Source organism: Streptomyces sp. NPDC087787, assembly GCF_044743035.1.
GTDB lineage: Bacteria > Actinomycetota > Actinomycetes > Streptomycetales > Streptomycetaceae > Streptomyces.
In genome coordinates this window covers 110,650-137,641 of record NZ_JBIUVQ010000018.1, presented here as the reverse complement: position 1 = coordinate 137,641, position 26,992 = coordinate 110,650, and the positions used below count along the sequence as shown (strand labels likewise).

Here is a 26,992-nt window from a genome sequence, read left to right as displayed (position 1 = left end):
CACCGGGTAGGATGCGGACGGGAAGCGGGCGGAGCCGTTCCACGTCTACCGGACGAGGCTCCCCGGATACAGGCGCTCCTCGGCCGGCGTGACGACCGGGACGTGGGATCCGGCCCGGTACCACAGGGACGCGTGCGTCGCGGCGGACACCATCCGGCCCGCGCACAGGACACCGGGCGCCATCCGCCCGAACCCGTCGGCGCGACTAGGGCCTGTTCCGAGTTCCCCGTCGTCCGCGCGCAGGCGGGGAACTCGGAACAGGCCCTGGGGTCCGGGCGGTCCCGTCATTCGACCGGCCATGTGTGTCCAGGGGCGTTGAGATGCATGTAGTCGACGTACTGCTGCGTCATGCGCCGCAGGGCCTCGTGCCGGCCGCAGTGGGTGGTGGCGTCGATGTGGTGGAACATCTCCTTCTGCCAGATCGCGCCGTTGCGTCCGGTGACGCACCGCTGCTCGATGATGCCGAGCAGCGGCTCGCGCCAGGCGTCGTCCATGCCGGACTGCTCCAATCCCCGGTGGGCCAGCGGGAGCAGCCGCCGCAGCACGAGTTCGGGCACCGGCACCTCGCCCATGCCGGGCCAGTACAGCCGGGCCTCCATGCCGTGCCGCGCCGCGGTGTGAAGGTTCTCCTCGGCGGCCGAGAAGGACATCCGCGACCACACCGGGCGGTCCTCCTCCACCAGGGCACGAGTGAGCCCGTAGTAGAAGGCGCCGTTGGCGAGCGTGTCGGCGACGGTCGGACCGGCGGGCAGCACCCGGTTCTCCACCCGCACGTGCGGCTTGTCGTGGGAGATGGCGTAGACGGGGCGGTTCCAGCGGTAGATCGTGCCGTTGTGCAGGGTGAGTTCGCCCAACTCCGGGACGTCGCCCCGGTCCAGGGTCTCCACGGGGTCCTGCTCGTCGCACAGCGGCAGCAGCGCCGGGAAGTAGCGCAGGTTCTCCTCGAAGAGGTCGAAGACGCTGTTGATCCACCGCTCGCCGAACCAGACGCGCGGCCGTACCCCCTGCACCTTGATCTCCTCCGGGCGGGTGTCGGTGGCCTGCTCGAACAGCGGGATACGGGTCTCGTGCCACAGTTCCTTGCCGAACAGGAACGGCGAGTTGGCCGCCAGCGCGACCTGGACGCCGGCGATCGCCTGCGCCGCGTTCCAGTAGCCGGCGAACTCGTCGGGGGAGACCTGGAGATGGAACTGGGTACTGGTGCACGCGGCCTCGGGAGTGATCGTGTCCGCGTAGGTCCGCAGCCGGTCCACGCCGTCCACCTCGATGTGCAGATCCTCGCCCCGGGCCGCGAAGACCTGGTCGTTGAGCAGCCGGTAGCGGGGATTCTCCGACAGGGCCGCCTCGCCCACGTCCTCCTGCCGCAGAGTGGGCAGGATGCCGACCATGATCAGATGCGCGCCGACGGAACCGGCGCGGTCCTCCGCGTGGTTCAGCGCGGCGCGGATCTCGGACTCCCAGGCGTCGGGACCGCCCTCGGTCAGCCGCCGCGGCGGGATGTTGATCTCCAGGTTGAACCGGCCCAGCTCGGTCGACCATGCGGGGTCGGCGATGGCCTCCAGCACGTCGCTGTTGCGCATCGCGGGTTCGGCCCCGTCGTCGCCCAGGTTCAGCTCGATCTCCAGCCCCACCTGGGGCCGCTCGGACTCGAACCGGGACTCGCGCAGCATCTGCGCGAACGCGTCGAGGCACTTCTGCATCTTGATCCGGTACCGGCGGCGGTCCTCGCGGGTGAAGACCAGCGCCGGGACGTCACGTCCCATCGGCCCTCCCGGAACCCCCTCCTCGGACACCTCACCACCCCAGGGTCGCACCACCGTGCGACCCTGACCAGGCGGGGACGCGAGGGTCCGCCCCGCGCGCCCGGAGCGGGCCCACCAGGGCCGCTCCGGGCGGCCACGGTGTCCGGCCGGCCCCGGCGCCCGGCCGGTTCTCGTGTCCGGTCGGTTCTCGTGTCCGGGCGGCGGCCCCTGCCCCGGCGGGCCCTTTGGTCCGGCGTGGATCCGTTCCACGCCGCGCGGAGGTGGCGACCGGCACGCGCGCCGAACCCTCGGGTCCTGCGGCCGCCGCACCCGTCGGCCCCGCGAGCGCCGGGCCCCGAGGCCCGATGGCCGTCGGCCCCGAGGCGGGACGGTCGCCGGACCCGCGGCCTCACGGCCGCCCGGGGCCGCGGAGCGCGCTCTTCGGTGGGCGCTCGCGCAGCGCGCCGTAGGCGAGGAAATACGCCGGCAGGCGCCGGACCAGCCGGGATCCGGTGAGCAGGCCGGCGGTGCCGAGAGGCTGCCGTCCCCGGAGGACGGGTGCGATGAACCTGGCGTGGGCGGCCCGTTGCAGCGCCTGCGTCACGACGGTGGTCGGACGGCGGCGGCGCTGCACGGCGCGTACGTCGCGCAGCCCCACGGACCCCCGGCGCAGCGGCTCGACCAGGTGCCGGGCGGCGGCGACGGCGTCCTGCACGGCGAGGTTGATGCCGATGCCGAAGACCGGGGACATCGCGTGCGCGGCGTCGCCGATGCACAGCAGCCCCGGACGGTGCCAGCGGCGCAGCCGGTCCAGTCGCACGTCCAGGAACTTGACCTCGTCCCAGGAGCGCAGGGTGTGCGTGCGGTCCGCCGCCCAGGGCACGGCGGCGGCGAAGTCGGTCAGGAAGCGGTCGATCCCGGCGGCGCGGCGGTCCGCGTCGGTGCCCTTGGGGATGAGAGCGGCGCACTGCCAGTACGATCCGCGATCGATCATCGCGGTCAGGAAGCGGTCGCCCGCGCCGCCGACCAGGCCGCTCGGGTCGCCCTCGTGCCGCGGCAGCCGGAACCACCAGGCGTCCATCGGGCACTCGAAACGGCGCAGCCCCAGTTTCGGTCGCGAGCGGGCCAGCGATCCGCGGCCGTCGCAGGCGACCGTGAGGACCGCGCGCAGTTCACCGGTGCTGCCGTCGGAGGTGCGGTAGCGCACCCCGGTGACCCGCCCGCGTTCGATCAGGAAGGAGGTCGCCTCGGTGTTCATCCGCAGGTCGAACGACGGCTCGCTCCGGGCCTCGTCCACGAGGAGGTCGAGCAGGTCCCACTGGGGCACCATCGCGACGTAGTTGTACGGGCCGGGAAGCACCGTGAGGTCCGCGACCGTCACCATCGACCGGCCGGGGCCGGCGGGCAGTTGGACGGTGCGCACCCGGCGCTGGGGCAGCCGCGCGAAGCGCTCGGCCAGACCCAGCTCGTCCAACAGCGCCAAGGTCGAGGGGTGCACGGTGTCGCCGCGGAAGTCCCGCAGGAAGTCGCCGTGCTGCTCCAGCACGGTCACGGCGACGCCCGACCGGGCCAGCAGCAGCGCGAACACCATGCCCGCGGGTCCGCCTCCCACCACACAACACGTGGTCCGCTCCATCACGGCCCCGCCTCTCAGGAGAGCAGTAATTCACCGACTGATGAATATTATACTCCTCGCGCGGTGGGTGCACCGCCTTTGTGCGGCCCGGGCCGGCCGGACTCCGGAAGTGCGGCCCTCGAAGCGCGCAACCGGCCGTGGTCTCCACTCAATCCGCAAGCTCATCGGGGAAGTTGACCACGCCGGAAACTCAACTGCGCAGGGATGCCCACGACTTCCGGGATGCTTCGGCACGCGCCGCACGGCGTCCGGGTGCCGGTGCCGTCGCCGCCGGCGCTCCGAATGCGCGACTCGCGCGGGGGCGGTGCACCGACCGCGGGTCTTTGTGTGGTTCCATCACACTTTGTGTCCTCTTTGCGTATTCAGAACGCGGGTTTACCAAAGGCGGATGGCAGTTCGGGGCCGGCGGCGGGCGGTCACCGTTCGGCTGCGGGCCATACGGATGGCGGTCGTGGGCCGCTGACCCCCGCACGAGTTCGCCCGGCGCGCGGGCGGCCCGGCGACCCCTCGGAACACCGGAAACCGGCCAGGACAAGGGGATTCGGCCCCTCCTGATCGAGACGGGGAGCGCCGTGTCCGAGGCCGCGTCCGGTCCCTCGCGCGGACGTATGGAGGGGGTGTCAGTAGTCCGAATGCGACTCTCAGGTGGTGGGGCGTCAGGATTCCGCTGAAGGTGATCACGTCGCCGCTGCGATTCCCGATTGAGTGGGCGTTGGGCCGGCTCTCGCAGTCGTGACGGAAGGAACCACCCATGCGTATCACCCGTACTCTGTTCACCTCCGCGGCTCTGGCCGCGGCCGTGACGCTCTCCGCCCCTGCCGCGGGCGCGCTGACCGAGTCCGCGCTCCCCTCCGCGCAGCATCAGGCCGTCAAGGCCGACGGCGGCGCCCCCGGCGGGGACAACGGCGACGACGGCGAAGGCCGCGGTGGCCGTGACAACGGTGGCGGCGGCGACAACGGCGGCGGCCGCGACAACGGCGGTGGCCGTGACAAGGGCGGCGAAGGCCGTGACAAGGGCGGCGAGGGCCGCGGCAAGGGCGGCGAAGGCCGAGGTGAGGGCCGCGGCGAGGGCCGCGGTGAGGGCCGCGGTGAAGGCCGCGGTGAAGGCCGCGGTGAGGGCCGTGAGCACCGCGAGCACCGCGAGCACCGTGAGCACCGTGAGCACCGGCCGCACGGTGGCGTGCACGCCGGTGGCGGTGCCCTGGCCATGATGAACGCCGACAACGACCGCGGCGGCCGTGAAGAGGGCGAGCGCGGCGACCGTGACGAGGGTCGCGGTGGCCGTGAGAAGGGCGAGCACCGTGAGGGCCGTGAGCACCGTGAGGGTCGTGAGCGCGGTGAGGGCCGTGAGCACCGTGAGGGCCGTGAGCACGGCGAGGGTCGTGAGGGTCGTGAGCACGGGCCGCACGGTGGCGTGCACGCCGGTGGCGGTGCCCTGGCCATGATGAACGCCGACAACGACCGCGGCGGCCGTGAAGAGGGCGAGCGTGGCGGTCGTGAGAAGGGCGGCAGGGGCGAGGGCCGTGAGCACCGTGAAGGCCGTGAGCACGGTGAGGGTCGTGAGCACCGTGAAGGCCGTGAGCACGGTGAGGGCCGTGAGGGTCGTGAGGGTCGTGAGGGTCGTGAGGGTCGTGAGCACGGGCCGCACGGTGGCGTGCACGCCGGAGGCGGCGGCCTGGCCGAGTCCTCCAACGCCACTCTCGGCCTCGGGGCCGCGCTGCTGCTCGGCGGCCTGGGCGCCGGTGCTTACATGCTCCGCCGCCGTCAGGCGTCGGACCCTTCCGCGGCCTGATCGGGCTGCTCTTGCCTGTCGCTGGGCTGCCGCGGTCTGCGTCACCTCCCCAGGAGGGCAGCGCAGGCCGCGGCAGCGGCGGCCGACCCCAACCGTCGCCCGCGGCCAGTACCACCCCTTGAATGACGAAAGGCACCGTCCATGGCTTCTCAGCAGCCGCCCCAGACGGAGCAGAGCGGGACCAAGCCCGCCACGCGTCGTTACCGGCTTCGCCTGCTGTGGCCCGCGGCAGCGGTCGGGCTGGGCATCGCGCTCATCCACAACTCCCTGGTCGCCGCGCCCGTGGCGCACCCCAAGCACACCCACCGCCCGGCGGCCGTCGCTCCCCGGGCACCCGCGTCGGCCGAACCGAGCGCCGACGCCGGCAGCAGCTCCCCCTCCAGCGCCGGTGCGGAAGCCGACGACAAATCATCACTGCCCCGCTCGCAACCGACACGGCTCTCGATCCCGGACATCGGGGTGGACGCGCCCTTCACCAATCTGACCCTCAACGCCTCGGGACAGCTGAACCCACCGCCGGCCGACGACACCAACATGGTCGGATGGTTCCAGGGCGGACCGTCGCCCGGTGAGCGCGGAGCGTCGGTCGTCGTGGGTCACCTGGACACCATGACTGGTCCCGCGGTCTTCGCCGAGCTGGACTCTCTCGAGCCCGGAGCCGCTGTGAACATCACGCGCGCGGACGGGACCGTCGCCCGCTTCAAGGTCGACTCCCTCGACTCCTTCAGCAAGGCGGACTTCCCCGACGACAAGGTCTACGCGGACACGACGACTCCCCAGCTGCGACTGATCACGTGCGGAGGAAACTTCAACCGCATCAGCAAGGACTACGAGGAGAACGTGGTCGTCTTCGCCCACCTCGACACGAGCTCCACCGGCTGAGGAACCGGGAAGGGTGCGTACCAGTGCGCGGCGCGCACCCACCCCGGCCCGCCCGGCTCGCCGCCCGGCGTGCCGGCGGAGACAATGGACTGCCGGGAGCGGTGAGGTGGTTGCGATGCCCGCATGGCACCTGCGCGACTATCACGACGACGATCTTGACCAGGCGATCCTGATCTGGGAGGAGAGCCGGCAGGCCGACGAGGAACCGGTCTTCCCGGTCTCGGAGGTGATGGCCGAGGCCCGGGCCGGACAGAACGCCGTGGTCGCCGTCGTGGGTGACGAACTGGTCGGCATGGCCGCGGCCCGGGCGAGCGGGCAGCGCGGGTGGGTCCTCCTGGTGGCGCTCGCCGCCCGGTGGCGCCGGCGCGGCATCGGCAGCGCCCTCCTCACCGAACTGGAACGGCGCCTGAGGGCGCTGGGCGTACGTCGTATCAGCGCCCTGCTGCCCCCCGGCGCCGCCGGGACCTCGGCCCTGGAGCACTGCGGCTACCGGTTCCGGGACGACCTGGTCTTCTACGAGAAACTCGAACCGCAGGGACCCTCCGACGCCGGCGCCCTCGCGGAGCTGGGCGGCCGCATGCTCCCCGAGGGGCTCTGGGACGCCATGGCCGGCATGGAACGGGAGAAGCAGGTCGTGGAACGACGGGTCGTGCTCCCGCTGGCGGAGCCGGCGCTCGCCGACCGCTACGGCGTCGCCCCGCCGAAGGGTGTCATCCTCTTCGGCCCGCCCGGCACCGGGAAGACCAGCTTCGCCAAGGCGGTGGCCTCGCGGCTCGCCTGGCCGTTCGTGGAGATCTTCCCCTCCCGGCTCGCCGCCGACACGAGCGAGGGTCTGGCGGCGGCGTTGCGGGGGGTCTTCGCCGACCTGGCGGAACTGGACTCGGTGCTGCTCTTCATCGACGAGGTCGAGGAGATCGCCGGAGTGCGGTCCGGAGTGGCGGTGGACCCGGGACACGGTGTCACCAACGAACTGCTGAAGCTCATCCCGGGCTTCCGCGAGCACGACTCCCGGCTGCTGGTCTGCGCCACGAACTCGGTGCGCTCCCTCGACCCGGCGTTCCTGCGACCGGGCCGGTTCGACTACGTCATCCCGATCGGACCCCCCGACGCGACGGCCCGCTCGGCGATCTGGGACCGCTACCTCCGGGCCGCCGACCCGGTGGACGTGGCTCAACTGGTCGCCGCCAGCGAGCTGTTCACTCCGGCGGACATCGTGTTCGCCGCCCGCAAGGGCGCGCAGGCCGCCTTCGAGCGGGAGGTCGCGCAGCGGCAGGGCCGTCCGGCCACCACCGAGGACTACCTCGACGCCATCGCCGACACCCGGCCCACGCTCACCGCACAGGCGATCGAGGAGTTCACGGAGGACATCGAGAAGTTCAGTCGCCTCTGAGACGGGCGACGATGCCGGGCCGACGTGGACGACGAAGCCGGCGCGCCGCCACGGACGGCGCGGCCGGGCGGGAGGCGGGTGTGGCGAGGTCGTACAAGAGGGCGGCGCTGCGCCGGTGCGCGCGGCGCAGCGGTGCCGCGACCGGTGCCGCGAGCGCCTCTGGCGCGCCCGGCTCCTGGGGTCACACCGGTGACCATCGGCAGCAGGCCCCGCGGAAACCGGCCGATCGAGCCGGCGCGACCGCGGCCGCCCCGCTGCTCCGGCGGCTCCTGTGGTGGTGCGGGTCCGCCGTGTTCCTGGCCGGCATCGTGCTGCTGGGTACGGTGGCCGCCTCAGCGGTGGGATGGGCGGGCACCCCGGGTGTGTTCACGGCCCGCGAGTGCCATCCGGCGGGAAGCGGCAAGGGAGGCAAGGGCACGACGTGCTCCGGGCTGTTCGTCGCCGAGGACGGAAGCCTCATCGACACGGCCGCGGCTCTGCACTGGGCGGAAGGCAGGGCAGGAGGGCGGATCCGGGTCCGCGCCCTGACCCTCGGCGGCTACCAGAGGGAGAGCGCGCTCGACGCGGCGCTGGTCGCCGTCCTCATCGCGCTGCTGGCCGCCCCGGGGGTCGGCTGCGCGTTCGCCGGCCTGTCCCGCCGCAACCAGGACCGGCTCGCAGCCCTGCTGCCCGGCCCGGTGTTCAAGTCCTATGTGCGCTGGAGATCCTGACGGCCGCCGCACCGGGGGGTACCGCGCGCCGGTGCGGCGCCGACCGGTGCGGCCCGGAGCACCGCACGTGCCCGCGGGCCGCGGGTGGTCATGACGGGTCGCCGGCCGGTAGCTCCAGGAGGAGCTCGTAGCCCCCGTCGGACGTGGGGCCGGACGTGACCGTCCCGCCGAGGAGTTCGGCGCGCTGGCGCAGGCCGGCCAGGCCGTGCCGGGCGCTGGGCAGCGGAAGTGCCGGCCGGGTGGGGGCGGTGTTGGTGACCGTGGCGCGCAGGGTGCCGCCGCTGTGCTGGACGCGGACGGTCGCCCTGGCGCCGGGCGCGTGTTTGCGGATGTTGGTCAGCGCCTCCTGCACGGTGCGGTAGACGGCGCGCTGGACCGGGGGAGGGAGGTCCTCGGGCAGGTCCGTCTTCAGTTCCGCCTCGATGCCGCTGCCGTCCACCAGCCGCCGCAGGTCGGCGAGGGACGGCTGGGGGGTGAGTTCGGTGGGGCGGCTGCCGGAGGCGCGCAGCACGCTGACCATGTGCCGCAGCTCGTCGAGCGTCTCCACACTGAGCCGCCTGATGGTCGCCGCGGCCTTGCGCGTCCCCGGGTCGGGGCCGGCCACCTGGAGCGCCCCGGCCTGGACGGCGATCAGGCTGACCTGGTGGGACACGACGTCGTGCATCTCCCGTGCGAGCTGCGCGCGTTCCTTCGCCAGGACGCTCTGGGCGGTCAGCAGCCGTTCGTACTCGCGGGCCTCGGAGATCTCGGCGAGCCGCAGCGACAGATCGCGCCGGGCCTGCACCAACTGGCCCAGGAAGACGGGCGCGGCGGCGGTGGCCAGCGTGTAGCTGAGGTGGAAGAGGCTGCCGGTGCGGGTGAGTTCGGCGGCCTTCAGGGACGACCACGGCCAGGGCAGGAAGTCCGTGGCCGCGTGGACCAGGGCGCAGCCGGCCAGGAGCGGACGGTGGCGGCTGAGCGAGGAGAGCGTGTACAGCGCGGCCATCGGGGCGATGACCGCCTCGCTGACCAGGGTGGCCGGGAGCGTCAGCACGAACGTCGTCAGGGGCAGCCGGCGGCGCAGCGCCAGGGCCAGGGCGGCGAGCAGCGCGCAGGACGTGGCCACCCGCGGCTCGACGCGGACGTGGACCGCGGCGTCGGCCAGCGACGCCAGGACCAGGGCGGCGTCCAGCAGAGCGGGCTGCGGCCGTCGGGAACTCATCATCCGGTACGGCCGTCGCGCGACGGCGGGAGCAGACCCGCACGTTCGGCGATCAGCGCCGCCTCGACGCGGCTGCCGACCCCGAGCTTGCCGAGTACGGCGCTGACATGGCCCTTCACGGTGCCGGTGCTCAGGTGCAGCCGGGCGCCGATGTCGGTGTTGGCCAGCCCTTCGGCCATGAGGACGAGGACGGCGCGCTCCCGTTCGGTCAGCCGGGCCGTGAGCCGGACGGCGGACGGCTCGCGCACACCGTTGTTGAGGTAGCCGTCCACCACCGTCCGGGTGACCGTGGAGGACAGCACCGTGCCGCCCTGGGCCAGGGCACGCACCAGGGACGGCAGGTGCTCGGGGTCGGTGTCCTTGAGCAGGAAACCGGCGGCTCCCGAGCGCAGCGCGGTCGCCACGTACTCGTCCGTGTCGAACGTGGTGAGCATGGCGACCACCGGAGGGTCCGGCAGACGCCGCAGGTCGGCCAGGACGATGAGCCCGTCCACGTCCGGCATCCGGATGTCCAGCAGTACGACATCGGGGTGCGACTCGCGCACCGCCCGTAGCGCCTCCCCCCCGTGCACGGCCGCCACGACCTCGATGCCGTCCGCCGCGTTGAGGATGTGCGTGAAGCCCCCGCGGACCAGGGCCTCGTCGTCGACCACCACCACCCGGATCACGTGCGCTCCGCTCGTCGCAGCCCGTCGGTCGATCTGTATCACGGAGTGCGTCCACTTGCTTGCGGACCGTGCGTGCTCCCGTCCGCCGGCGGGACGGTGACGGCCGGTCGGCCGGGCGGCTACGGTCTACCGGCGGGGGTGCGTCCGGAAAGGTGGCATATGGGTTGCGACGAGTATTTGGCACAGTCTGGGGACATGACGCAGAACACATCGTCGGCCGTGCCGTCACAGACGCCGTCCGGGCCGGGCGCCGAGCCCGCCGCCACCCGCGCCGGGCCGCCGTCGACGGGACGGCTGATCGGCATCGACCTCGCCCGGGGACTCGCGGTCTTCGGCATGTACTCGGCGCACGTCGGACCCGACGTGACCGTGGGCGGCCCTGTGGGGTTCGTGCTGGAGACGGCACGGGGCCGCTCCTCCGCGCTCTTCGCGGTGCTCGCCGGCTTCTCGCTGATCATCCTGACCGGGCGGCCGCGCCCCCGGACCGGGCGGGCCGGCCGCCAGGCCATGGTCAGGGTCGTGATCCGTGCCGTCGTGCTCGTGGTGCTCGGCTACGCCCTGACCGCGCTGGGCACCGGAGTCGACGTGATCCTCAGCTTCTACGGACTGCTCTTCCTGGCCGTCCTGCCGCTGTACCGGCTACGGGCAGGGGTCCTCGCGCTCATCGCCGCGGCGGGTGCGCTGGTCCTGCCCCAGATCCTCTTCGTGGTGCGGAAGTCGATCGAGGACGGGCAGTGGGCGGACGCGGTCGTCGCCCGGGACCCGCTGGCCCGGATCACCGGCACGGACGGCGTCATCGGACTGCTGTTCACCGGCGGGTATCCGGTCCTCGCCTGGATCCCGTTCCTGGTCGCGGGCATGGCGGTGGCCCGGCTCGACCTCGGCGGGCCAGGTGTCCGGTCCCGGCTGGCCGCAGCCGGGGGCGCTCTCGCCCTGCTCGGCTACGGCGGCTCCTGGCTGGCCCTGCGCCTGGTCCCGCGCGCCCTGACGGCCGTCTCGGCCGCCACGGACGGCAGCTCGGCGAACTCGGCGTGGTGGTCCGACCGGGTCGGCGACACCGGGGACCATGTCCCGCCCGCCTGGCTGCTGGTGGCCGCGCCGCACAGCGAGACGACGTTCTCCATCCTCGGCAACACGGGCGTGGCCCTGGTGGTGATGGCCGTGTGCCTGACCGTCGCCGACCGGCTGCCGCGGCTCGCGCGCGCGGCCGGACCCGTCGCCGCGGTCGGCATGATCGCGCTGACCGTGTACGTCCTGCACATCGTCGCCCTGTGGTTCCTCTCGGACGTCTGCCACGTGGCCGCGATCGACGACGACGGCATGTCCGGCCTTCCCGTGCTCCTCGCCTTCATCGCCGCCGCCGTGCTACTGGCCGCCGTATGGACCCGGCTGTTCCGGCGCGGCCCCCTGGAGTCCCTGCTCCACCTGGCCACCAGCCCGGCGCGGCGCGTCCCGTAGCGCCGGGCGCCGCCGGACTGCCGCAATCGCGCCGCCTCGTCGCTGACGCATCGCTAACATCCTCGGAGCCGGAGTTCCGTTCTCCGCACGCCACCTCGAAGGAGCGGCCGTGAAGAAGCCGACGACGCGCGCCACCGCGTCATGAGAGAGGAACACCCGGCGCCCGCCCTGTCCCACCCGGACGGAGAACTCCTGCGGTACGGCCGTCCGCACCGCGTGCTCGCCGGGTCGTTGCACTACTTCCGGGTCCACCCCGAACAGTGGGCGGACCGGCTGGCACGACTGGCCGCCCTGGGTCTGAACACGGTCGACACCTATGTGCCGTGGAACTTCCACGAGCGGCACCGGGGCCGGGCGGGCTTCGACGGGTGGCGCGACGTCGAACGGTTCCTGCGCCTCGCGCAGGAGGCCGGCCTGGACGCGATCGTGCGGCCCGGCCCGTACATCTGCGCCGAATGGGACAACGGCGGGCTGCCCGCCTGGCTGACGGGCACGCCGGGGATGCGTCCGCGTTCCTCCCACGGCCCCTTCCTGGACGCCGTGGCGGGCTGGTTCGACCGGTTGATCCCACGCCTCGCCGCCCTTCAGGCCGCGCGGGGAGGGCCCGTCGTCGCGGTGCAGGTCGAGAACGAGTACGGCAGCTACGGCGACGACCACGTGTATCTGCGTCGGCTCCGCGACGCCCTGGTGGAGCGCGGCATCACCGAACTGCTCTTCACGGCCGACGGCCCGACCGAGCTGATGCTCGACGGCGGCACCCTGCCCGAGGAGCTCGCGGCCGCGACGTTCGGCTCCCAGGCGGCCGAGGCCGCCGCCCTGCTGCGGGGGCGCCGCCGCGGCGAGCCGTTCCTCTGCGCGGAGTTCTGGAACGGCTGGTTCGACCACTGGGGGGAGCGGCACCACGTCCGCTCACCTCGGAGCGCGGCGGGGACGCTGGGCGACATCCTCGACGCCGGTGGCTCGGTCAGCCTCTACATGGCGCACGGCGGCACCAACTTCGGGCTCTGGGCGGGCTCCAACCACGACGGCGAGTCCGTCCAGCCGACCGTGACCAGCTACGACTCGGACGCGCCGATCGCCGAACACGGCGGGTTCACCGCGAAGTTCCACGCCCTGCGCGACCGGCTCAACGCCCTGACCGGCCGCCCGGAGCTGCCACCGCCCGCCGACCCCGTGCTGCTGGCACCCCGCGTCGTCCCGGTCGTCCGGGGCGCCGGACTGCTGGGCGGTCTTGAAGCCGTGTCCCGGCCGGTGGACTCAGCCCATCCGCTGACCTTCGAGGAGCTGGGACAGGCCTCCGGCCTGGTGCTCCACCGCGCGCAGCCGAAACTCCCCGAAGGCGCCATCGACCTGACCGTCAGCGGACTGCACGACCGTGCCCAGATCTTCGTCGACGGCGTCCCGGCCGGGATCCTCGACCGGGAGACCGGCACGCTCACCCTCCACGGCACGGGCCGGCGGGTGCGGCTGGAACTCCTCGTCGAGAACCAGGGGCGGATCAACTACGGACCGCTCCTCGGACAGGGCAAGGGCATCCTCGGCCATGTCCGGGTGGGACGCCGGATGGTCCACGGCTGGACGACGCACCCGCTGCCGCTGGACGAGTGGTCGGCGGCGGAAGTCGCCCGCGCCGCGGCCGCCGGCGACCCGCGGGGCCCGGCCGGGTTCGCCACGGCACGGTTCACGGTGGACGAACGGGCGGACACCTTCCTGGCCCTCCCCGGCTTCGCCAAGGGGTTCGTCTGGATCAACGGCTTCCTGCTCGGCCGGTACTGGGAGATCGGCCCCCAGGTGACGCTCTACCTCCCGGCGCCGCTCCTGGTGCCGGGCGAGAACACCGTCACCGTGCTGGAACTGGAACGCCTGGGCGAGCACATCGAACTGCGCGACGCGCCTGAGCTGGGGGAGCCCGAGGAGTACATCGAGACCCTCACCGCGTAGCGGCACCCCCGGCGCCCCGGCCACGAAGGCGCGCGGCCCGCACGGCACCGACACGACGCCGTCCCACGGCTCCGTCCGGGCCGCTGCCGGGGCGCCCGACGGCGGATCAGAAGACGACCCGGGCCCGGCGGACGGCCGCGAGCGCCGTATCCGCTCTGTGTGAGGCGGGTCGGGCGGAGCGCGGGACGCCGGCTGCGTCCCGCGCCGCCTGTCCGGCTCAGGCGGAGCCGGCGACCAGGAGGTTGACCGCCACCAGCGTGACGACCAGGAGCCGGTGGGCCCGGACGCCGAGCAGTCGGCCGCGCAGAGTGTCTCCGCGCACCATGCCGACCGTGAACTGCCGGGCGCGGGCCGCCTTCAGCGGGACGAAGGCGAGCGGGAACCACCACGGGGCGAGGCCCAGCAGCGGCGCGGTGACGATCACGGTGGTCTCGACCACCGAGAGCGCCCCGATGAACAGACGGTTGCCGCGGGGGGACAGCAGACACGCGACGGTCGCCCGGCCCGCCGCGCGGTCGGCTTCGGCGTCGTGGGTGTTGGAGTACACGCCGGACAGGAGCGGACCCAGACCGAACAGGAACGCCTCCACGGCCGCGAGCCCGCCGGCCTTTCCGGTGAGCAGGCCGAACAGCGGCAGCACGAAGGCCCAGCCCACCACGGCGAGGAACACTTCCTGGAAGCCCCGGTAGCTGAGCCGCAGACCCCAGGAGTACTGCGGGACGACGACGGCGGCGGCCACGAGCGCGAGCACGGCCCACAACGGGCGGTGCGGCGCCCAGAACAGCGCCGCCGCCCAGGACAGCGACCCGGCGACGAGCGCGCACCCGGCGAAGCGGATCGCGGCCGTCCCGGTGAGCGTTTCGGCCGGCAGCGGCTTGCCGGCCAGTGCCCGCGCGGGCGCGTCCGGGCCGTGGGTGACGGCGTCGCTCCCGTCCCGGTGGCCGGTGACGGCGTCGAACGCGACGGCCGCCGCCACCAGGCACACCTCGCCCAGCAGGAACGCGGCCGACGTCAGCAGCGACGCCCCGTCGAGCCCTTGCTGGACGGTGGGCAGCAGCGACAGGACGACGGCCACGCTGAGGCAGTAGTCGACCACGCCGAGCCTGGCCGGCCGCAGGCAGGCGGACAGCCGGGCCCCCGGTCGCCGGCCGGGGCGGGCGCCGGCCTCCTGAGGCGGCGGCTTTGCGGCGGTTTTGGTGTTGAGGTCACTGGTCATGGACGCTCCCTGTGGTCGTGGCGCCGGGCGTCCGCGGGGCGTGGAGCGGCGGTGCCGCCCGGACGAAACCGGCCCCGGCGAGCGTGGTCCGCTCCGCGGCCGCCCGGACCGACGTCGGCGTGCTGCCCGTCCGCGACCCCGAGGCGCCAAAGTCGCCTGCCCCGCCCGGGACGCCATGGGCCGTCAGGGCCGAACCGCCGGTCGGCGACGGCGGATCCGTGCATGAAATCTCCTCGGACATCTCGGGCCCGCTGCCCGACGACACATACAGAAGATCACATTGTGCGATGGTCATCTCGCTCTCCGTGCCGGCCCTGTCCATGGCCGCACTGCCGCATCCCAGCCGTGCGGCCAGGGTTTCCCGCCGGGACGGCCCATTCCGCGGGCGCACGGGTTTCACTGTGCGGAGTGACCCTGCTCGCCCGGTCGGAGGCGCGCGGCCTGCCGGCTTCCGGGCCCGCGGCGGCCCGGTGCACGACGCAGGGTGGTGCCGGCCGACGAGCCGCCGGACCCGCCCGGTCTCCGACCCGACCCGCAGCCGCCGCACTCGGGCCCCGGCGGGCCGGAAAGGCGTGGACGGTGTGCAACGAGGTGCGGTGCGTGCCCGCCGACGCTCCCGCGGTGGCCCGGCCCCGCGTGCCGACGGACGCGGTCAGCGGCTCCGAGGAGTCACCAGTCCGGACTCGTAGGCGAGGACGACGAGTTGGGCTCGGTCGCGGACGTGGAGCTTGACCATGGCCCGGTTGACATGGGTCTTCGCGGTCATCGGGCTGATCACCATGCGGTCGGCGATCTGGTCGTTGGACAGCCCCCGCGCGACCAGGGCGACGGCTTCGCGCTCGCGGTTGGTCAACTCCTTGAGTCCTGGGCCGACTTCCGTGTCGAGCGGCTGGGTGACGTACCGGCTGATCAGCTTGCGCGTGATCGACGGCGCGAGCAGGGCGTCGCCCCGCGCGGCGACACGCACCGCGTGCAGGAAGTCCTCCGGCACGATGTCCTTGACGAGGAACCCGGCCGCGCCCGCGCGCAGCGCGTCCAGAACGTACTCGTCCAGGCCGTAGTTGGTCAGGATGACGACATGCACCCCCGACAGCGCCGGGTCCGCGGCGATGCGCCGGGTCACCTCGATGCCGTCGAGGACCGGCATCCGGATGTCGACGAGCGCGATGTCGGGCAGGTGCTCCCGGACCAGGGCCAGGCCCTCCTGCCCGTCACCGGCCTCGGCCACCACCTCGATGTCGCCCTCCAGGTCGAGCAGCGCGCGGAATCCGCTGCGCAGGAGCGGCTGGTCGTCGACGAGCAGGACACGGATCACGACGCCTGCTCCACGGGGAGTTCGGCCTGGACGGTGAAGCCCCCCTCGACACGCGGCTCGGCCCGCAGCCGGCCCCCGAGTGCGGTGACGCGCTCCCGCATCCCGAGCAGTCCGACGCCGGGCGTCGGGGTGGTCTCCCGTGTGGCCCTGCCGTCGTCGTCGACACGTATCGTCAGCGCGTCCGGACGGCAGTCGATCCGGACCGACGCCGAGTCCGCGGCGGCATGCCGGGCGATGTTGGTGAGCGACTCCTGCACGATCCGGTAGACGGTCCGGTCCACCGCGGCGGGCACGTCGTGCCGTCGCCCCCTGATCGTCAGCGTCGCGTCCAGGCCGATCGCACGGGCCCGTTCCACCAACTCCGGTACGTGGTCGAGTCCGCGCGGCGGGGCCGTGTCGTCGTCGCGCAGCGCCTCCAGGGTCGCGCGCAGTTCCCGGCTCGCCTCACGTCCGGCCTCCTGGATCGCCAGCAGGGACGCCGGCACCTGCTCGCCGCGCCTGCGGGCCACATGGACGGCGACCTCGGCCTGCACCTTGATGATCGAGATCTGGTGGGTGAGCGAATCGTGCAACTCCCGTGCGATGTGCAGCCGTTCCTCGTCGGCGCGGCGCCGCGCGGTCTCCTCCCGGGTGCGCTCGGCCTCGTCGGCCCGGCGCTCGGCCTGCCGCAGGGCCTCGCCCGCCGCGCCGGCCGCGATCAGCCAGGCCACCTCCAGGGCGCCGCGGGCCCGCGCGAACGCCTCACCGGTGTCGTGCAGCGAGACCAGGGCCGCCAGGGGCAGAGCGGCCAGCATCGCGACGCTCGCCACCACCGTGGCGGTGCGGTGACCCGCCCGCACGGCGGCGTACACGGCGAACAGGTAGGCGACGGCGGGCACGTCGAAACCGGCCGCCTGATAACCCACCGCGCACAGTCCGGTGACGGTCAGCACCGGCAGCGGGGCCCGGCGGCGGGCGGCCAGCGCCAGGCCGCCGGCCACCAGCAGCGCGCAGCCGAACAGGCGGGGGTCGCCGGCCGGTTGCCGCCCGGACAGCCCGGTGGCCAGCAGCGCCCCCGCCACACCGACGGCGATCGCCCAGTCCCCGGCACCGGCCGGGACACCGAACCGTCCTCTGTCCATGGGCGCACCCTAGCCGGACGGCGCCGCGGGCGGGTCCCGCTCACGCACGAGCGTCCGACTGCCGCGCCCGTGGTACATGGCCGGCGTCCGCGGTATCCGCCATGGCCGCATGCGCCGTCGGCGGCAGCCCGAAGTGCCTGCGCCCGGGGGACGTTCGGTGGTGGGTCCGGCGGACATGCTCGAGCGACGTCCAGTCGCAGGAGGAGAAGATGACGGCAACCGACAACCCCCGTACGGAAGGAGCCCTGGCGGCACTGGCCCGGTTCTGCTACCGGCGGCGCCGCCTGGTGCTCCTGGCCTGGATCGCCGGCGTGATCGTCGTGGCGTTCGCCGGCTTCGGTTACGGCGCCGCCCCCGACAACGACTTCTCCGGCGGAAGCTCCGACTCCGCCAAGGCGCAGGCGCTGATCGAGAAGCACTTCCCCGAGCGGCAGGGGGACACGCTGACCCTCGCGATCAAGGCGGACAGGGGAATCGACGATCCCGCCGCACGGCAGAGGATCGAGACGGTCGTCGCCGATCTGGACGCCTCACGCGTCACCGGACCGGTGACCTCGCCCTACCAGGACGAGAGCCTGGTGACGAAGGATCGCCGCATCGCCCGTACGACCATCCCGCTGACCGTCAAGGACGTGCAGAAGTCGGAGATCAGGCCCCTGGTGAGCCTGGTCAAGGAAGCCTCCGGGGACGGCGTGACGCTGGGGCTCGGTGGACAGATGGCGGAGAAGGCCGAGACACCTCCGCAGGGCTCGTCCGAGAGCGTGGGCATCGTGGCCGCCGCGGTGATCCTGTTCATCGCCTTCGGGTCACTGGTGGCGATGGGCCTGCCGATCGTGACCGCACTGCCGGCCATCGTCGCGGGCCTCGCCCTGACGAAGCTGGTCGCCTATCTGGTCCCCGCACCCGATTTCACCGCGATCCTGGCCGCGATGATCGGGCTCGGCGTCGGCATCGACTACGCGCTGTTCATCGTGACCCGCTACAAGGACGGCCTCGAGGCCGGCGACACGCCCGAGACCGCCACGGTCAAGGCCATCACCACGGCCGGCCACGCGGTCCTGTTCGCCGGCACGACCGTCGTGATCGCGCTGCTGGGCCTGATCGTCATGGGACAGCGGCTGATGACCGGAGTGGCCGTCGCCACGTCGTTGATCGTGCTGGTGACCATGATCGCCGCGGTGACCCTGCTGCCCGCGTTTCTGGGCTTCACCGGGCACAGGATCAACGCGCTGCGCCTGCCCCGTCGTGTGTTCCGCCGCAGCGGTGCCGACGGTGGCCCGGCGCGGGAGCGCCGTACGCTCGCCGAGCGCTGGGCCGGCGTGGTGCAGCGCAGGCCGCTGGCCGCCGCGGTACTGGCCGGCGCGGTCCTGCTGGTGCTGGCCGCGCCCACGCTGTCGATGCGGCTGAGCAACCCCGACGCCAGTGTCCAGCCCCGTGACAGGAGCAGCTACACCTCGTACAAGATCCTCTCCGAGGGCTTCGGACCCGGCTACGCCGCTCCCCTGATCCTCGCCACCGAGGCCGGTCCCCAACATGGCGACCTGCGTGCCGTCGCCGAAGCGGTCGCCGGGACCGAGGGCATCGCCTACGCCACGCCGCCCCAGGTCAGCAGGGACGGGCGGGCCGCGCTCCTCATGGCCTTCCCCAGGACCGGATACCAGGACAAGGCGACCGCGGACCTGGTCCACCGGCTCCGCGACGACGTGCTGCCGAAGGCACCCGGTGGTGCGGCGGTCCATGTCGGCGGCCCGAACGCCGTCACGATCGACACGGCCGAGGACATCGGCTCGCGCCTGCCCCTGATGATCGCGGTCGTCATCGCGCTGTCCCTGGTGCTGCTGATCGCGCTGGTCCGGTCGGTCACCATCGCGCTCCAGGCCGCCGTGATGAACCTGCTGGCGATCGGCGCCGCCTACGGGGTGCTCGTCGCGGTCGTCCAGTGGGGATGGCTGGGCCCGGCCCTCGGCTTCCCCACCGCGATGCCGGTCACGACCTGGGTACCGATGATGATCTTCCCGGTGCTGTTCGGACTGTCGATGGACTACGAGGTCTTCCTGATCTCGCGGGTCCGCGAGGAGTACGAGCGCACCGGCGACACCCGTACGGCCGTCGCGCGCGGGATGGCACGGACCGCCAAGGTCATCACGGCCGCCGCCGCCATCATGGTCGCCGTCTTCACGACCTCCCTGCTCGGCCCCGACGTCGCCGTCAAGCAGGGAGGCCTGGGCATGGCCGTCGCCGTCCTCGTCGACGCCACCGTCATCCGGCTGATCCTCGTTCCCGCGGTCATGGAACTGTGCGGGGACACCAACTGGTGGATGCCCGGCCGCCGGACCCGGAAGACGACGACGGCTCCGGACACCCGGGTCGGGCAGGAGACCAGGGTCTGACCGCCCGCCGCCGGGTGGCCCCGCCGTGCATGACGTAGCGTCCGGTCCCATGGAACCCATGGCTCACGTGCGGCCGGCACGGGGCGCCCGGCCTCGGGCCCGTGATCTCGGCATCGTCTTCGGGCGGGGCGGCACCGGTCCCCTCAACGCGATCACCGATGTTCCGGGCGTCCGGGTCGGGCACGCCACCGTCCGGCGTCCTCCCGACGTGCACAGCGGGGTGACCGCCGTCGTGCCCGGTGACGTCGCTCCCCACGCGCCGCTGCCCGCGGGGGTGTTCACCGGCAACGGGTACGGCAAGCTCATCGGCACCACCCAAATCGCCGAACTCGGCGCGCTGGAGACGCCGGTGCTGCTCACCTCCACCCTGTCGGCGTTCCGGGTCGCCGACGCCCTCGTAGGGTGGATGCTCGAACGGCCCGGATGCGGTGAGGTGCGGAGCCTCAACCCGGTCGTGGGCGAGTGCAACGACGGCTTCCTGTCCGACATCCGCGCGCGGCCGGTGCACGAGGAGCACGTCCGGGCCGCGCTCGACGGGGCGTCCGGCGGTCCGGTGGCCGAGGGCTGCGTCGGCGCGGGCACCGGAACGGGCGCCCTGGGCTTCAAGGCGGGGATCGGAACCGCCTCGCGCACACCCGCACTGGCGGGCCGGCCGTACACGGCCGGGGCTCTGGTGCAGGCGAACTTCGGCGGCACGCTGCGGGTGCTCGGCCGCTGCGTCACCCCGCGGTCGCTGGGCCTGACCGGCGACCCGGCGCCCGCGGCGGAGACCGGCTCCTGCGTGATCGTGGTGGCCACGGACGCCCCCGTCGACGCGCGGCAGCTCACCCGCGTCGCCCGGCGGGCCGTGTTCGCCCTGGCCCGCACGGGCGCGGCCTACAGCCACGGCAGCGGCGACTACGCCATCGCCTTCGGCACGCGACCGGAGGCGGTCCCGGTGGCGGACGACGAACTGGGGCCCCTCTTCGAGGCCGTCCTCGACGCCGTCGAGGAGGCGGTGCTCAACTCCCTGCTGGCCGCGACCACGACCACGGGCTTCGGCGGCCGCACACTTGCGGCCCTGCCCGCGGACCGGCTGCTGGACGCCCTCGACACCCCCGCGCTCTGACCGACTTCGTGTCAGGGGGTGGGGGAGGGGGAGCCTGTCCTCGTCCCCGGTTCGGTGGTGAGGATCATGCGGTCCGGTCCGGTATGCGGGCGGTGTCCCGGCGCGCCGTGAACCAGTGGAGGAAGGCCGGTACGGTCAGGGCGACGATCCGGGAGATGTCCGTGCCGGCGAGCGGCTTCACCATCGGGCCGGTGCAGGAACTGGTGCGGCCGGGCGTCACACGGCGGACCGGGACCCGGCCGGGCGCCGCCTCAGCGCCGGTTCGGCGAGGGACGGCGGAGTCCAGACGCCGTCCGGGGGGTACACGTCGGTCCCGGGCGGCACGATCTCGTCGATCCGGTCGAGTACGGCGTCGTCCAGCGCCACGGACCTGCCCCTGAGCGTGCTGTGCAACTGCTCCATCGTGCGCGGACCGATGATCACCGACGTGACGGCCGGATGGGCGAGCGGGAAGGCGACGGCCAACTCCGGCAGGGAGCAGCCCACTTCCTCGGCCAGCTCGACGAGCTGCTCGACGATCTCCAGCTTCGCCGCCGTGCGCGGCGCCGCCGGATCGAAGCGGTCGGGGTGCAGGGTGGGGCGCCCGCTGCTCAGATCGAGAGCCCGGTCCTTGCGGTAGCGGCCGGTCAGGAACCCGGAGGCCAGCGGACTCCAGGTCAGCACCCCCATGCCCAGCCGCTGCGCCACCGGCAGCACGTGCCTCTCGACGCCGCGGGCCAGCAGCGAGTACGGCGGCTGTTCGGTGCGGAACCGCTGGAGGCCCCGCCGTCCGGCCACGTGGTACGCCTCGACGATCTCGTCGGCGGGGAAGGTGGAGCAGCCGAACGCTCTGATCTTGCCCTGTCGCACAAGATCGGTGAGGGCCCAGAGTGTCTCCTCGATGTCGGTCGTGTGGTCCGGCCGGTGCACCTGGTACAGGTCGATCCAGTCCGTTCCCAGCCGCCGCAGACTGTCCTCCACCTCTCGGACGAGCCAACGCCGCGAGTTGCCGCCGCGGTTGGGGCCGTCCCCCATGGGGAAGTGGACCTTGGTCGCGAGCACCACGTCGTCGCGCCGGCCCTTCAGCGCCTTGCCGACGATCGTCTCCGACTCTCCGGCGGAGTACATGTCGGCGGTGTCGACGAAGTTGATTCCCTCGTCCAGCGCGGCGTGGACGATCCGGACGCACTCGTCGTGGTCGGCGTTGCCGACGAATCCGAACATCATGGTGCCGAGGCAGTAGGGGCTGACCTCGATGCCGGTCCCGCCCAGAACGCGGTGGCGCATACGACTCTCCTTGGATGACGTCCACTTGGGTGGGCCGACCCTACGGATTGGAGTCCGCTCCAAGGCAAGCGCGGGCCGCCGGCGAAGGGACGTTCGGGGTCCCGCCGTGGGCTGTTCGGCCGCAGCGGGACGGGAGCGCGTGCGGTGGACTGGGGGGTGACAGGAAGGGCGCTGAGTGATGAGACGACGCAGCGTGGGCGAGTTGATGTGCCCCACCGCCGTGAGCGTGCGACCGGGCACGGCGTTCAAGGAGATCGCACGCGTCCTCGACGAGTACGACGTCACCGCCGTCCCGGTGGTCGACGACGAGGACCGGCCGATCGGGGTGGTGTCCGAGGCGGACCTGCTGCGCAGGCAGACGTGCGGCGGCGTGGGCAGGAACGCGGGGGAGCTGATGACGAGCCCCGCCGTGGTCGCGGAGCCCGGCTGGCACGCCGTGCGTGCCGCGCGGGCCATGGAGCGGCACCGGGTCAAGCGCTTGCCGGTGGTGGACGGCGACGGCCGGCTGATCGGCGTGATCAGCCGCCGCGATCTGGTGCGGCTGTTCCTCCGCCGGGACCGCGCGATTCAGGAGGAGATCCTGGAGGACGTCATCGTCCGGACGCTGGGCCTGCGGCCGTCCGCGCTCGCCGTCGAAGTCACCGAGGGCCGGGTCACACTCAGCGGGACGGTGGAGCGCAGGAGCCTGATCCCCGTCACCGTGCGGCTGTGTGACAGCGTCGACGGCGTGGTGGAGGTGGTGAACCGGCTCGGCTTCGACCGGGACGACACCGTCGACTCACTCGCCGTACAAGGCGGTTCGGCTCATCCGGAGACCGGTGTGGGCGCGGCGCGGGGCGGCGGGCACGGCCCGTCGTGGGTACTGTCACCGCCCCGGCTCCGGCTCGGAAGCCGGTGGTGAGCCGACTGGTCGACGCGTCGGCGGACACTGCCGTCGGCCTGACCGGTGCCCACCGGAGCCGACCTCGGCGAGGCCGGCGCCCGTGACGCGGAGCCCGTCGGTCAGCGGGCGAGGCCGTCCAGCGCGTTCAGCGGCCGGTCGACGTCGTCGCCGCGACGGCACGGCGCGAGCCCGGCCCGTACGCCGCCCTCGTCGCCCGGACCCGGGTGGCTCCCCGAGCGGCTGGAGCGACGGGTGACGGGCTCGGCGCCCTGGCCGCCACCGTCGCAGGGGCGGCGGGCCGGGGGCTTCAGTGCCCGCGCCCGTGGAGCTCCAGGTCCGCGACGACGGGGCGGTGGTCGGACGCCTCCGCGGCGATCTCCTGGGCACCGGTCACGGTGATGTCGGGGGAGACGGCCACGAAGTCGATGCGCTTTTCGGGCCGGCCCGCCGGGTACGTCCCGCCGCCGTCCGGGTCGGCGTCCCCGAGCCGCTGCCACAGCGGCGCCAACTCCGGTGCGTCCGCCTCGGCGTTGAAGTCCCCGACCAGGATCTTCGGGCCGCGGTCGGCGGCGAGCACGTCGAGCATGTCCGCCACCTGGGCCCTGCGGACCGACGGGTCGCCCCGGTAGTCCAGGTGCGTGTCGTAGACGTGTACGTGCGCACCCCTGACCTCGAGCGTCACCTCGGCGAAGCCGGGCGCCGGGGCGGGCACCGGATCGGGCGTCTGCGTGGAGAGCCGGGTGATCTCGTGGTTCTCGGCCTCCAGCACCGGATGACGGCTCAGCACGGCGACGCCGAACCGGCGGCGCTCGGCGCCCTCGGTGGCCGGGTCCAGGTCGTAGATGGGTGCGAAGAACACCCGCATGCCCAGCGTCCTGGCCAGCTCCCGGGCCTCGTCGGCGAAGTCGCTGCGGGCGCCCCAGTGGACGTCGACCTCCTGGAGCCCGACCACATCGGCGTGCAGCTCACGTATCGCCCGCGCGGTCCGGTCGAGGTCGAAGACCTCGTCCTCGCCCGCCCCGGCATGGATGTTGAAGGTCGCCACCCGCAGCGGGACCGCCGGGGCGCGGGACCCGGCGGTGCCGGCGTCCGCGGCCGTCGCCGGTGCCGCCACGGCGAGCGCGGCGGTGGCGGCCAGCACGGCGGCGAGACCGCGCCGGACAGGACGTCGGAACGTGGGCTTCATGCCGTCGACTCCTTCACCGTCTCCTCGGACAGCCGCAACTGCCCCTGGGACGAGTGTGGTTGCCGACCCCGCCCGCGTCGAGACCGCGTCCGTGGAGGCCCTGAGGGCACATCAGCGCGACGAAGCCACAGACGGAAGGGTTCACGTCGGACGTCTGACGTCATATGATCCACGACGGCGGCAGACGCCCTGCCGTTCCGAGCGATAGGACAGCGATGTCTCACTTCCGGCGAAGGCTCCGATGGGGAGCAGGACTGGTGGGGCTCTCCACCGTCGTGGCACTGGCGGGCGGCGTGCCCGCGACCGCGGCCACCAAGCAGGCACCGGACTTCGATGCCACGCCCCCGCAGGCAGGCAAGCCCTTCTACGCGGAGCAGCAACTCGCGACCAACGGCCAGGATGGGTTCCCGAACTACCGCATCCCGGCACTGGCCGTCACCAACCGCGGCGACATCCTCGCCGCCTACGACGGCCGGCCCAACGCGATCGACGCGCCCGGACCCAACTCCATCCTCCAGCGCCGCTCCACCGACGACGGCGCCACCTGGGGGACGCAGACGGTCGTCCACGGGGGGAAGCAGGAGGCGCCCGTCGAGGGCTATTCCGATCCCAGTTACCTCGTCGACCGCTCAACCGGCGACATCTTCAACTTCCACGTGAAGTCCTTCGACCAGGGCTTCGGCGGGTCCCGGCCGGGCGTCGACCCCCAGGACCGCAACGTGCTGCACGCCGAGGTCAGCGTCTCCCACGACGACGGCCGCACCTGGCAGCACGAGGTCATCACCTCGGACGTCACCGCCGACCTCGGCTGGCGGTCCCGGTTCGCCGCGTCGGGCCAGGGCATCCAGCTGAAGTACGGCAAGTACGCCGGGCGGCTGCTCCAGCAGTACACGATCATCAACGGCGCCGGTGTCTTCCAGGCCGTGTCCGTGTACTCGGACGACCACGGAAAGACCTGGAAGGCCGGCGAACCGGTCGGCTCGGGCATGGACGAGAACAAGACCGTGGAGCTCTCCGACGGCCGCGTCATGCTCAACTCCCGCGACTCGGGGCGCTCCGGCTACCGCAAGGTCGCGATCTCCGACGACGGCGGCGTCACCTACGGCACCGTGACCATCGACCGGGAACTGCCCGACCCGGCGAACAACGCCTCCATCGTCCGTGCCTTCCCCAACGCGCCGAAGGGATCGGACCGCGCCAAGGTGCTGCTCTTCTCCAACGCGGGCTCCACCGGCCAACGCGCCAACGGCACGATCCGGATGAGCTTCGACGACGGCGAGACCTGGCCGGTCGCACGGGTCTTCCAGCCGGCCGGCATGGCCTACTCGACGCTGGCGACCCTGCCCGACGGCAAGGTCGGCCTGCTCTACGAGCCCGACGGCGGCAACGGCGGCATCCGCTTCGCCCGCTTCAACCTCGCCTGGCTCCAGGGCGTCGCCGCGCCGCTGACGGCCGGGAACCTCACGGTCGAGCGCGGCGCCACGTCGGCCTTCGAGCTCACGGTGGCGAACCAGGGCGGGTCGGCCCTCCACGTGAAGGACCTCGGCCTCGGCGTGCCGACGGGCTGGACGTACGAACTGACGCCGCCGGACCTGATCCTCCCGGACTCCTCCAAGCGCGTCACCGTCACCCTCACCGTCCCCGGGGACGCGGCCGGGGGAGCCTACCCCGTGACCGCCACGCTCACGGACGCCAAGGGGGGCACATCCCGGGGGTCCTTCACCGTCGAGGTGCCGAAGACCGCCGACGAGAACACACCGGGTCGCGTCCAGGTGACCGGCGGCACGCTCACCAACCCGCGGCACGACGGCTACCAGGCCGGTGACAGGCTGGTCTTCACCTACACCGTCACCAACCTGTCCGACGCGGCCACCACGGTGGTGCCGAGCGGGAACCTCAGGGATCTCGACCCGGCGGCCGACTCACGCAACTGCCGGTGGCGCGGCCTCGCGGCGCACGCCTCCTACACGTGCGCCTTCCCGTACCACGTCGTCTCACAGGAGGACCTGAACGCGGGGCACTTCACACCGATGACCGAGTGGACCTCGACCTCGGACGACACCGTCACCGTGGTCGCGCACACCGGCGAGCGCGTCGAACTGGGCTGACCCGACCCGTCGTCGAACCGCCTCGCGGGCGAACTCCCGCGAGGCGGTGGGTCATTCCTGTCCGGGGACGGCCATCTCGCCCAGCAGCGACCAGTCGTCCTGCGCCAGAGTCGTGTTGACGATCCGGGGTGTCTCGGCCAGGTGGGGCGGCAGGGTCCGCTGCGCGGCCTCGAAGTGCTCCGACCGCACGTGGGCCGCCCCCGCCTCGTCGTCGCGGAAGGCCTCGACCAGGACGTACTGCGTCGGGTCCTCGACGCTGCGGGACCAGTCGAACCACAGGCAGCCCGGCTCGGCGCGGGTGGCCGCCGTGAACTCGGCGGCGATCCGCGGCCACTGGTCGGCGTACTCGGGGCGGACGCGGAACTTGGCGGTGATGAAGATCATCGGTCTCCCTCAAGAAAAAGGCCGTAGCCGTGACGGGCCGGACACGGCAGGCTTTGATGATCGTAGCCGACGGGGAACGAACCACCCGGGGCTGTGGCGGCGCACCGCCGGACGGGGGAAGGGGCGGAACCTGATGGGGATCGCAGGCACACGAGGCAGTCCCGTCGGGCCGGGTGGCAACCGGAACCGGTCGCGTCATCCCAGCGGGACCAGGGACCATCCCTCGTGCTGACGGAGGGCCAGGTGCCACACGGCGGCCGGTACGACCCCCACGCCGGCCACGAGGATGTCGGCGGTCAGGCCGCGCCCCGAAAGGCTGTCGGCGCAGGCGAGGACGCGCGCCCCGGTCTCGAGCAGCCGGGTGACCTGTTCACCGGACTCCTCACCCAGGACGAGGTCCAGTCCGGCGCCGTAGGCGACGACCTCCACTTCGACGGGCCGGTCCGCCGCCGCCACCAGGTTCTGCACCGCGCGCACCACGCGGTCCGGTTCGGGAGCCGCCACGACGGCACGTACGGGAGCGGGGAATCCGGATCTGGCGAACCTTGCGGACCTGGCGGCGTCGGCGTTCTCGGCGTTCATGGGACCACCCTCG

At 73.0% G+C, this 26,992-nt stretch carries 22 protein-coding genes; 10 read left to right on the top strand and 12 right to left on the bottom strand.

Annotated features, from left to right (window positions below):
- Positions 1–45: 45 nt before the first annotated feature.
- From ACIOWN_RS26955 to ACIOWN_RS26945, 3 genes are all read right to left on the bottom strand, one after another.
- Positions 46–288 (bottom strand): hypothetical protein, encoded by a 243-nt coding sequence (locus ACIOWN_RS26955; protein WP_401983558.1) that lies wholly within the window; start codon positions 286–288, stop codon positions 46–48.
- Positions 285–1,763, bottom strand: coding sequence for a glutamate-cysteine ligase family protein (locus ACIOWN_RS26950; RefSeq protein WP_362349087.1), 1,479 nt, complete (start codon positions 1,761–1,763; stop codon positions 285–287). Before ACIOWN_RS26950 ends, ACIOWN_RS26955 begins: the two co-directional genes overlap by 4 nt.
- 388 nt (positions 1,764–2,151) lie before the next feature.
- Positions 2,152–3,378: an FAD-dependent oxidoreductase gene (locus tag ACIOWN_RS26945; RefSeq protein WP_401983556.1), complete on the bottom strand. Its 1,227-nt coding sequence runs from the start codon at positions 3,376–3,378 to the stop codon at positions 2,152–2,154.
- 751 nt (positions 3,379–4,129) lie between these two features.
- Between ACIOWN_RS26945 and ACIOWN_RS26940 the strand changes: the two genes are divergently transcribed.
- From ACIOWN_RS26940 to ACIOWN_RS26925, 4 genes are all read left to right on the top strand, one after another.
- Positions 4,130–5,170 (top strand): hypothetical protein, encoded by a 1,041-nt coding sequence (locus tag ACIOWN_RS26940; protein ID WP_401983554.1) that lies wholly within the window; start codon positions 4,130–4,132, stop codon positions 5,168–5,170.
- Between the two features lie 141 nt (positions 5,171–5,311).
- Complete coding sequence (locus ACIOWN_RS26935) at positions 5,312–6,052, top strand: class F sortase (RefSeq protein WP_401983553.1); 741 nt, start codon at positions 5,312–5,314, stop codon at positions 6,050–6,052.
- 115 nt (positions 6,053–6,167) lie between these two features.
- Positions 6,168–7,442 (top strand): GNAT family N-acetyltransferase, encoded by a 1,275-nt coding sequence (locus tag ACIOWN_RS26930; RefSeq protein WP_362349081.1) that lies wholly within the window; start codon positions 6,168–6,170, stop codon positions 7,440–7,442.
- An 80-nt stretch (positions 7,443–7,522) separates the two neighbouring features.
- The gene (locus ACIOWN_RS26925) at positions 7,523–8,152 is read left to right on the top strand and encodes a hypothetical protein (protein ID WP_362349080.1); all 630 of its coding nucleotides are present in this window, start codon (positions 7,523–7,525) and stop codon (positions 8,150–8,152) included.
- Between the two features lie 88 nt (positions 8,153–8,240).
- Here the strand turns inward: ACIOWN_RS26925 and ACIOWN_RS26920 are convergent, their stop codons facing one another.
- Both ACIOWN_RS26920 and ACIOWN_RS26915 read right to left on the bottom strand, forming a co-directional pair.
- Entirely contained in the window at positions 8,241–9,353 is a 1,113-nt protein-coding gene (locus tag ACIOWN_RS26920; protein WP_362349079.1) for a histidine kinase, read from the bottom strand.
- Entirely contained in the window at positions 9,353–10,021 is a 669-nt protein-coding gene (locus ACIOWN_RS26915; RefSeq protein ID WP_362349141.1) for a response regulator transcription factor, read from the bottom strand. Before ACIOWN_RS26915 ends, ACIOWN_RS26920 begins: the two co-directional genes overlap by 1 nt.
- A gap of 195 nt (positions 10,022–10,216) precedes the next feature.
- Between ACIOWN_RS26915 and ACIOWN_RS26910 the strand changes: the two genes are divergently transcribed.
- Both ACIOWN_RS26910 and ACIOWN_RS26905 read left to right on the top strand, forming a co-directional pair.
- The gene (locus ACIOWN_RS26910; protein WP_401983552.1) at positions 10,217–11,479 is read left to right on the top strand and encodes a DUF418 domain-containing protein; all 1,263 of its coding nucleotides are present in this window, start codon (positions 10,217–10,219) and stop codon (positions 11,477–11,479) included.
- A 141-nt stretch (positions 11,480–11,620) separates the two neighbouring features.
- On the top strand, positions 11,621–13,420 hold the full coding sequence (locus ACIOWN_RS26905; protein WP_401983551.1) for a glycoside hydrolase family 35 protein: 1,800 nt from the start codon (positions 11,621–11,623) through the stop codon (positions 13,418–13,420).
- A gap of 217 nt (positions 13,421–13,637) precedes the next feature.
- On the opposite strand, the gene ACIOWN_RS26900 is transcribed toward ACIOWN_RS26905, so the two are convergent.
- The 3 genes from ACIOWN_RS26900 to ACIOWN_RS26890 form a co-directional block, all read right to left on the bottom strand.
- Positions 13,638–14,636 carry a UbiA family prenyltransferase gene (locus ACIOWN_RS26900; protein WP_401983549.1) on the bottom strand — a complete coding sequence of 333 codons (999 nt, stop codon included), beginning with the start codon at positions 14,634–14,636 and terminating at the stop codon, positions 13,638–13,640.
- 652 nt (positions 14,637–15,288) lie between these two features.
- Positions 15,289–15,951, bottom strand: a complete 663-nt coding sequence (locus tag ACIOWN_RS26895; RefSeq protein ID WP_362349075.1) for a response regulator transcription factor — start codon at positions 15,949–15,951, stop codon at positions 15,289–15,291.
- Positions 15,948–17,072 carry a histidine kinase gene (locus ACIOWN_RS26890; RefSeq protein ID WP_362349073.1) on the bottom strand — a complete coding sequence of 375 codons (1,125 nt, stop codon included), beginning with the start codon at positions 17,070–17,072 and terminating at the stop codon, positions 15,948–15,950. Before ACIOWN_RS26890 ends, ACIOWN_RS26895 begins: the two co-directional genes overlap by 4 nt.
- A 209-nt stretch (positions 17,073–17,281) precedes the next feature.
- Between ACIOWN_RS26890 and ACIOWN_RS26885 the strand changes: the two genes are divergently transcribed.
- Together ACIOWN_RS26885 and ACIOWN_RS26880 are read left to right on the top strand one after the other, a co-directional pair.
- A complete protein-coding gene (locus tag ACIOWN_RS26885) occupies positions 17,282–19,462 on the top strand; it encodes an MMPL family transporter (RefSeq protein WP_401983548.1) in 2,181 nt (726 codons plus the stop codon).
- 49 nt (positions 19,463–19,511) lie between these two features.
- Positions 19,512–20,570, top strand: coding sequence for a P1 family peptidase (locus tag ACIOWN_RS26880; protein ID WP_401983547.1), 1,059 nt, complete (start codon positions 19,512–19,514; stop codon positions 20,568–20,570).
- 216 nt (positions 20,571–20,786) lie between these two features.
- Here ACIOWN_RS26880 and ACIOWN_RS26875 read toward each other — a convergent pair whose 3' ends face one another.
- Entirely contained in the window at positions 20,787–21,836 is a 1,050-nt protein-coding gene (locus ACIOWN_RS26875) for an aldo/keto reductase (RefSeq protein ID WP_401983545.1), read from the bottom strand.
- A 178-nt stretch (positions 21,837–22,014) separates the two neighbouring features.
- Here ACIOWN_RS26875 and ACIOWN_RS26870 point away from each other — a divergent pair, with 178 nt between their 5' ends.
- Positions 22,015–22,737, top strand: a complete 723-nt coding sequence (locus ACIOWN_RS26870; protein WP_362349065.1) for a CBS domain-containing protein — start codon at positions 22,015–22,017, stop codon at positions 22,735–22,737.
- 289 nt (positions 22,738–23,026) lie between these two features.
- Here the strand turns inward: ACIOWN_RS26870 and ACIOWN_RS26865 are convergent, their stop codons facing one another.
- Complete coding sequence (locus tag ACIOWN_RS26865; protein WP_401983543.1) at positions 23,027–23,905, bottom strand: endonuclease/exonuclease/phosphatase family protein; 879 nt, start codon at positions 23,903–23,905, stop codon at positions 23,027–23,029.
- A 257-nt stretch (positions 23,906–24,162) separates the two neighbouring features.
- Here ACIOWN_RS26865 and ACIOWN_RS26860 point away from each other — a divergent pair, with 257 nt between their 5' ends.
- Entirely contained in the window at positions 24,163–26,013 is a 1,851-nt protein-coding gene (locus ACIOWN_RS26860; protein WP_401983541.1) for an exo-alpha-sialidase, read from the top strand.
- Positions 26,014–26,064: 51 nt separating this feature from the next.
- Here ACIOWN_RS26860 and ACIOWN_RS26855 read toward each other — a convergent pair whose 3' ends face one another.
- Entirely contained in the window at positions 26,065–26,397 is a 333-nt protein-coding gene (locus tag ACIOWN_RS26855) for a putative quinol monooxygenase (protein WP_401983539.1), read from the bottom strand.
- 195 nt (positions 26,398–26,592) lie between these two features.
- Positions 26,593–26,979 (bottom strand): DsrE family protein, encoded by a 387-nt coding sequence (locus ACIOWN_RS26850; RefSeq protein WP_362349057.1) that lies wholly within the window; start codon positions 26,977–26,979, stop codon positions 26,593–26,595.
- Between the last annotated feature and the right edge of the window lie 13 nt (positions 26,980–26,992).

Coding starts and splice junctions, on each gene's coding strand:
- ACIOWN_RS26955 (WP_401983558.1), bottom strand. CDS start 288: ATGACGGGACCGCCCGGACCCCAGGGCCTGTTCCGAGTTCCCCGCCTG.
- ACIOWN_RS26950 (WP_362349087.1), bottom strand. CDS start 1,763: ATGGGACGTGACGTCCCGGCGCTGGTCTTCACCCGCGAGGACCGCCGC.
- ACIOWN_RS26945 (WP_401983556.1), bottom strand. CDS start 3,378: ATGGAGCGGACCACGTGTTGTGTGGTGGGAGGCGGACCCGCGGGCATG.
- ACIOWN_RS26940 (WP_401983554.1), top strand. CDS start 4,130: ATGCGTATCACCCGTACTCTGTTCACCTCCGCGGCTCTGGCCGCGGCC.
- ACIOWN_RS26935 (WP_401983553.1), top strand. CDS start 5,312: ATGGCTTCTCAGCAGCCGCCCCAGACGGAGCAGAGCGGGACCAAGCCC.
- ACIOWN_RS26930 (WP_362349081.1), top strand. CDS start 6,168: ATGCCCGCATGGCACCTGCGCGACTATCACGACGACGATCTTGACCAG.
- ACIOWN_RS26920 (WP_362349079.1), bottom strand. CDS start 9,353: ATGAGTTCCCGACGGCCGCAGCCCGCTCTGCTGGACGCCGCCCTGGTC.
- ACIOWN_RS26910 (WP_401983552.1), top strand. CDS start 10,217: ATGACGCAGAACACATCGTCGGCCGTGCCGTCACAGACGCCGTCCGGG.
- ACIOWN_RS26905 (WP_401983551.1), top strand. CDS start 11,621: ATGAGAGAGGAACACCCGGCGCCCGCCCTGTCCCACCCGGACGGAGAA.
- ACIOWN_RS26900 (WP_401983549.1), bottom strand. CDS start 14,636: ATGACCAGTGACCTCAACACCAAAACCGCCGCAAAGCCGCCGCCTCAG.
- ACIOWN_RS26890 (WP_362349073.1), bottom strand. CDS start 17,072: ATGGACAGAGGACGGTTCGGTGTCCCGGCCGGTGCCGGGGACTGGGCG.
- ACIOWN_RS26885 (WP_401983548.1), top strand. CDS start 17,282: ATGACGGCAACCGACAACCCCCGTACGGAAGGAGCCCTGGCGGCACTG.
- ACIOWN_RS26880 (WP_401983547.1), top strand. CDS start 19,512: ATGGAACCCATGGCTCACGTGCGGCCGGCACGGGGCGCCCGGCCTCGG.
- ACIOWN_RS26875 (WP_401983545.1), bottom strand. CDS start 21,836: ATGCGCCACCGCGTTCTGGGCGGGACCGGCATCGAGGTCAGCCCCTAC.
- ACIOWN_RS26870 (WP_362349065.1), top strand. CDS start 22,015: ATGAGACGACGCAGCGTGGGCGAGTTGATGTGCCCCACCGCCGTGAGC.
- ACIOWN_RS26865 (WP_401983543.1), bottom strand. CDS start 23,905: ATGAAGCCCACGTTCCGACGTCCTGTCCGGCGCGGTCTCGCCGCCGTG.
- ACIOWN_RS26855 (WP_401983539.1), bottom strand. CDS start 26,397: ATGATCTTCATCACCGCCAAGTTCCGCGTCCGCCCCGAGTACGCCGAC.
- ACIOWN_RS26850 (WP_362349057.1), bottom strand. CDS start 26,979: ATGAACGCCGAGAACGCCGACGCCGCCAGGTCCGCAAGGTTCGCCAGA.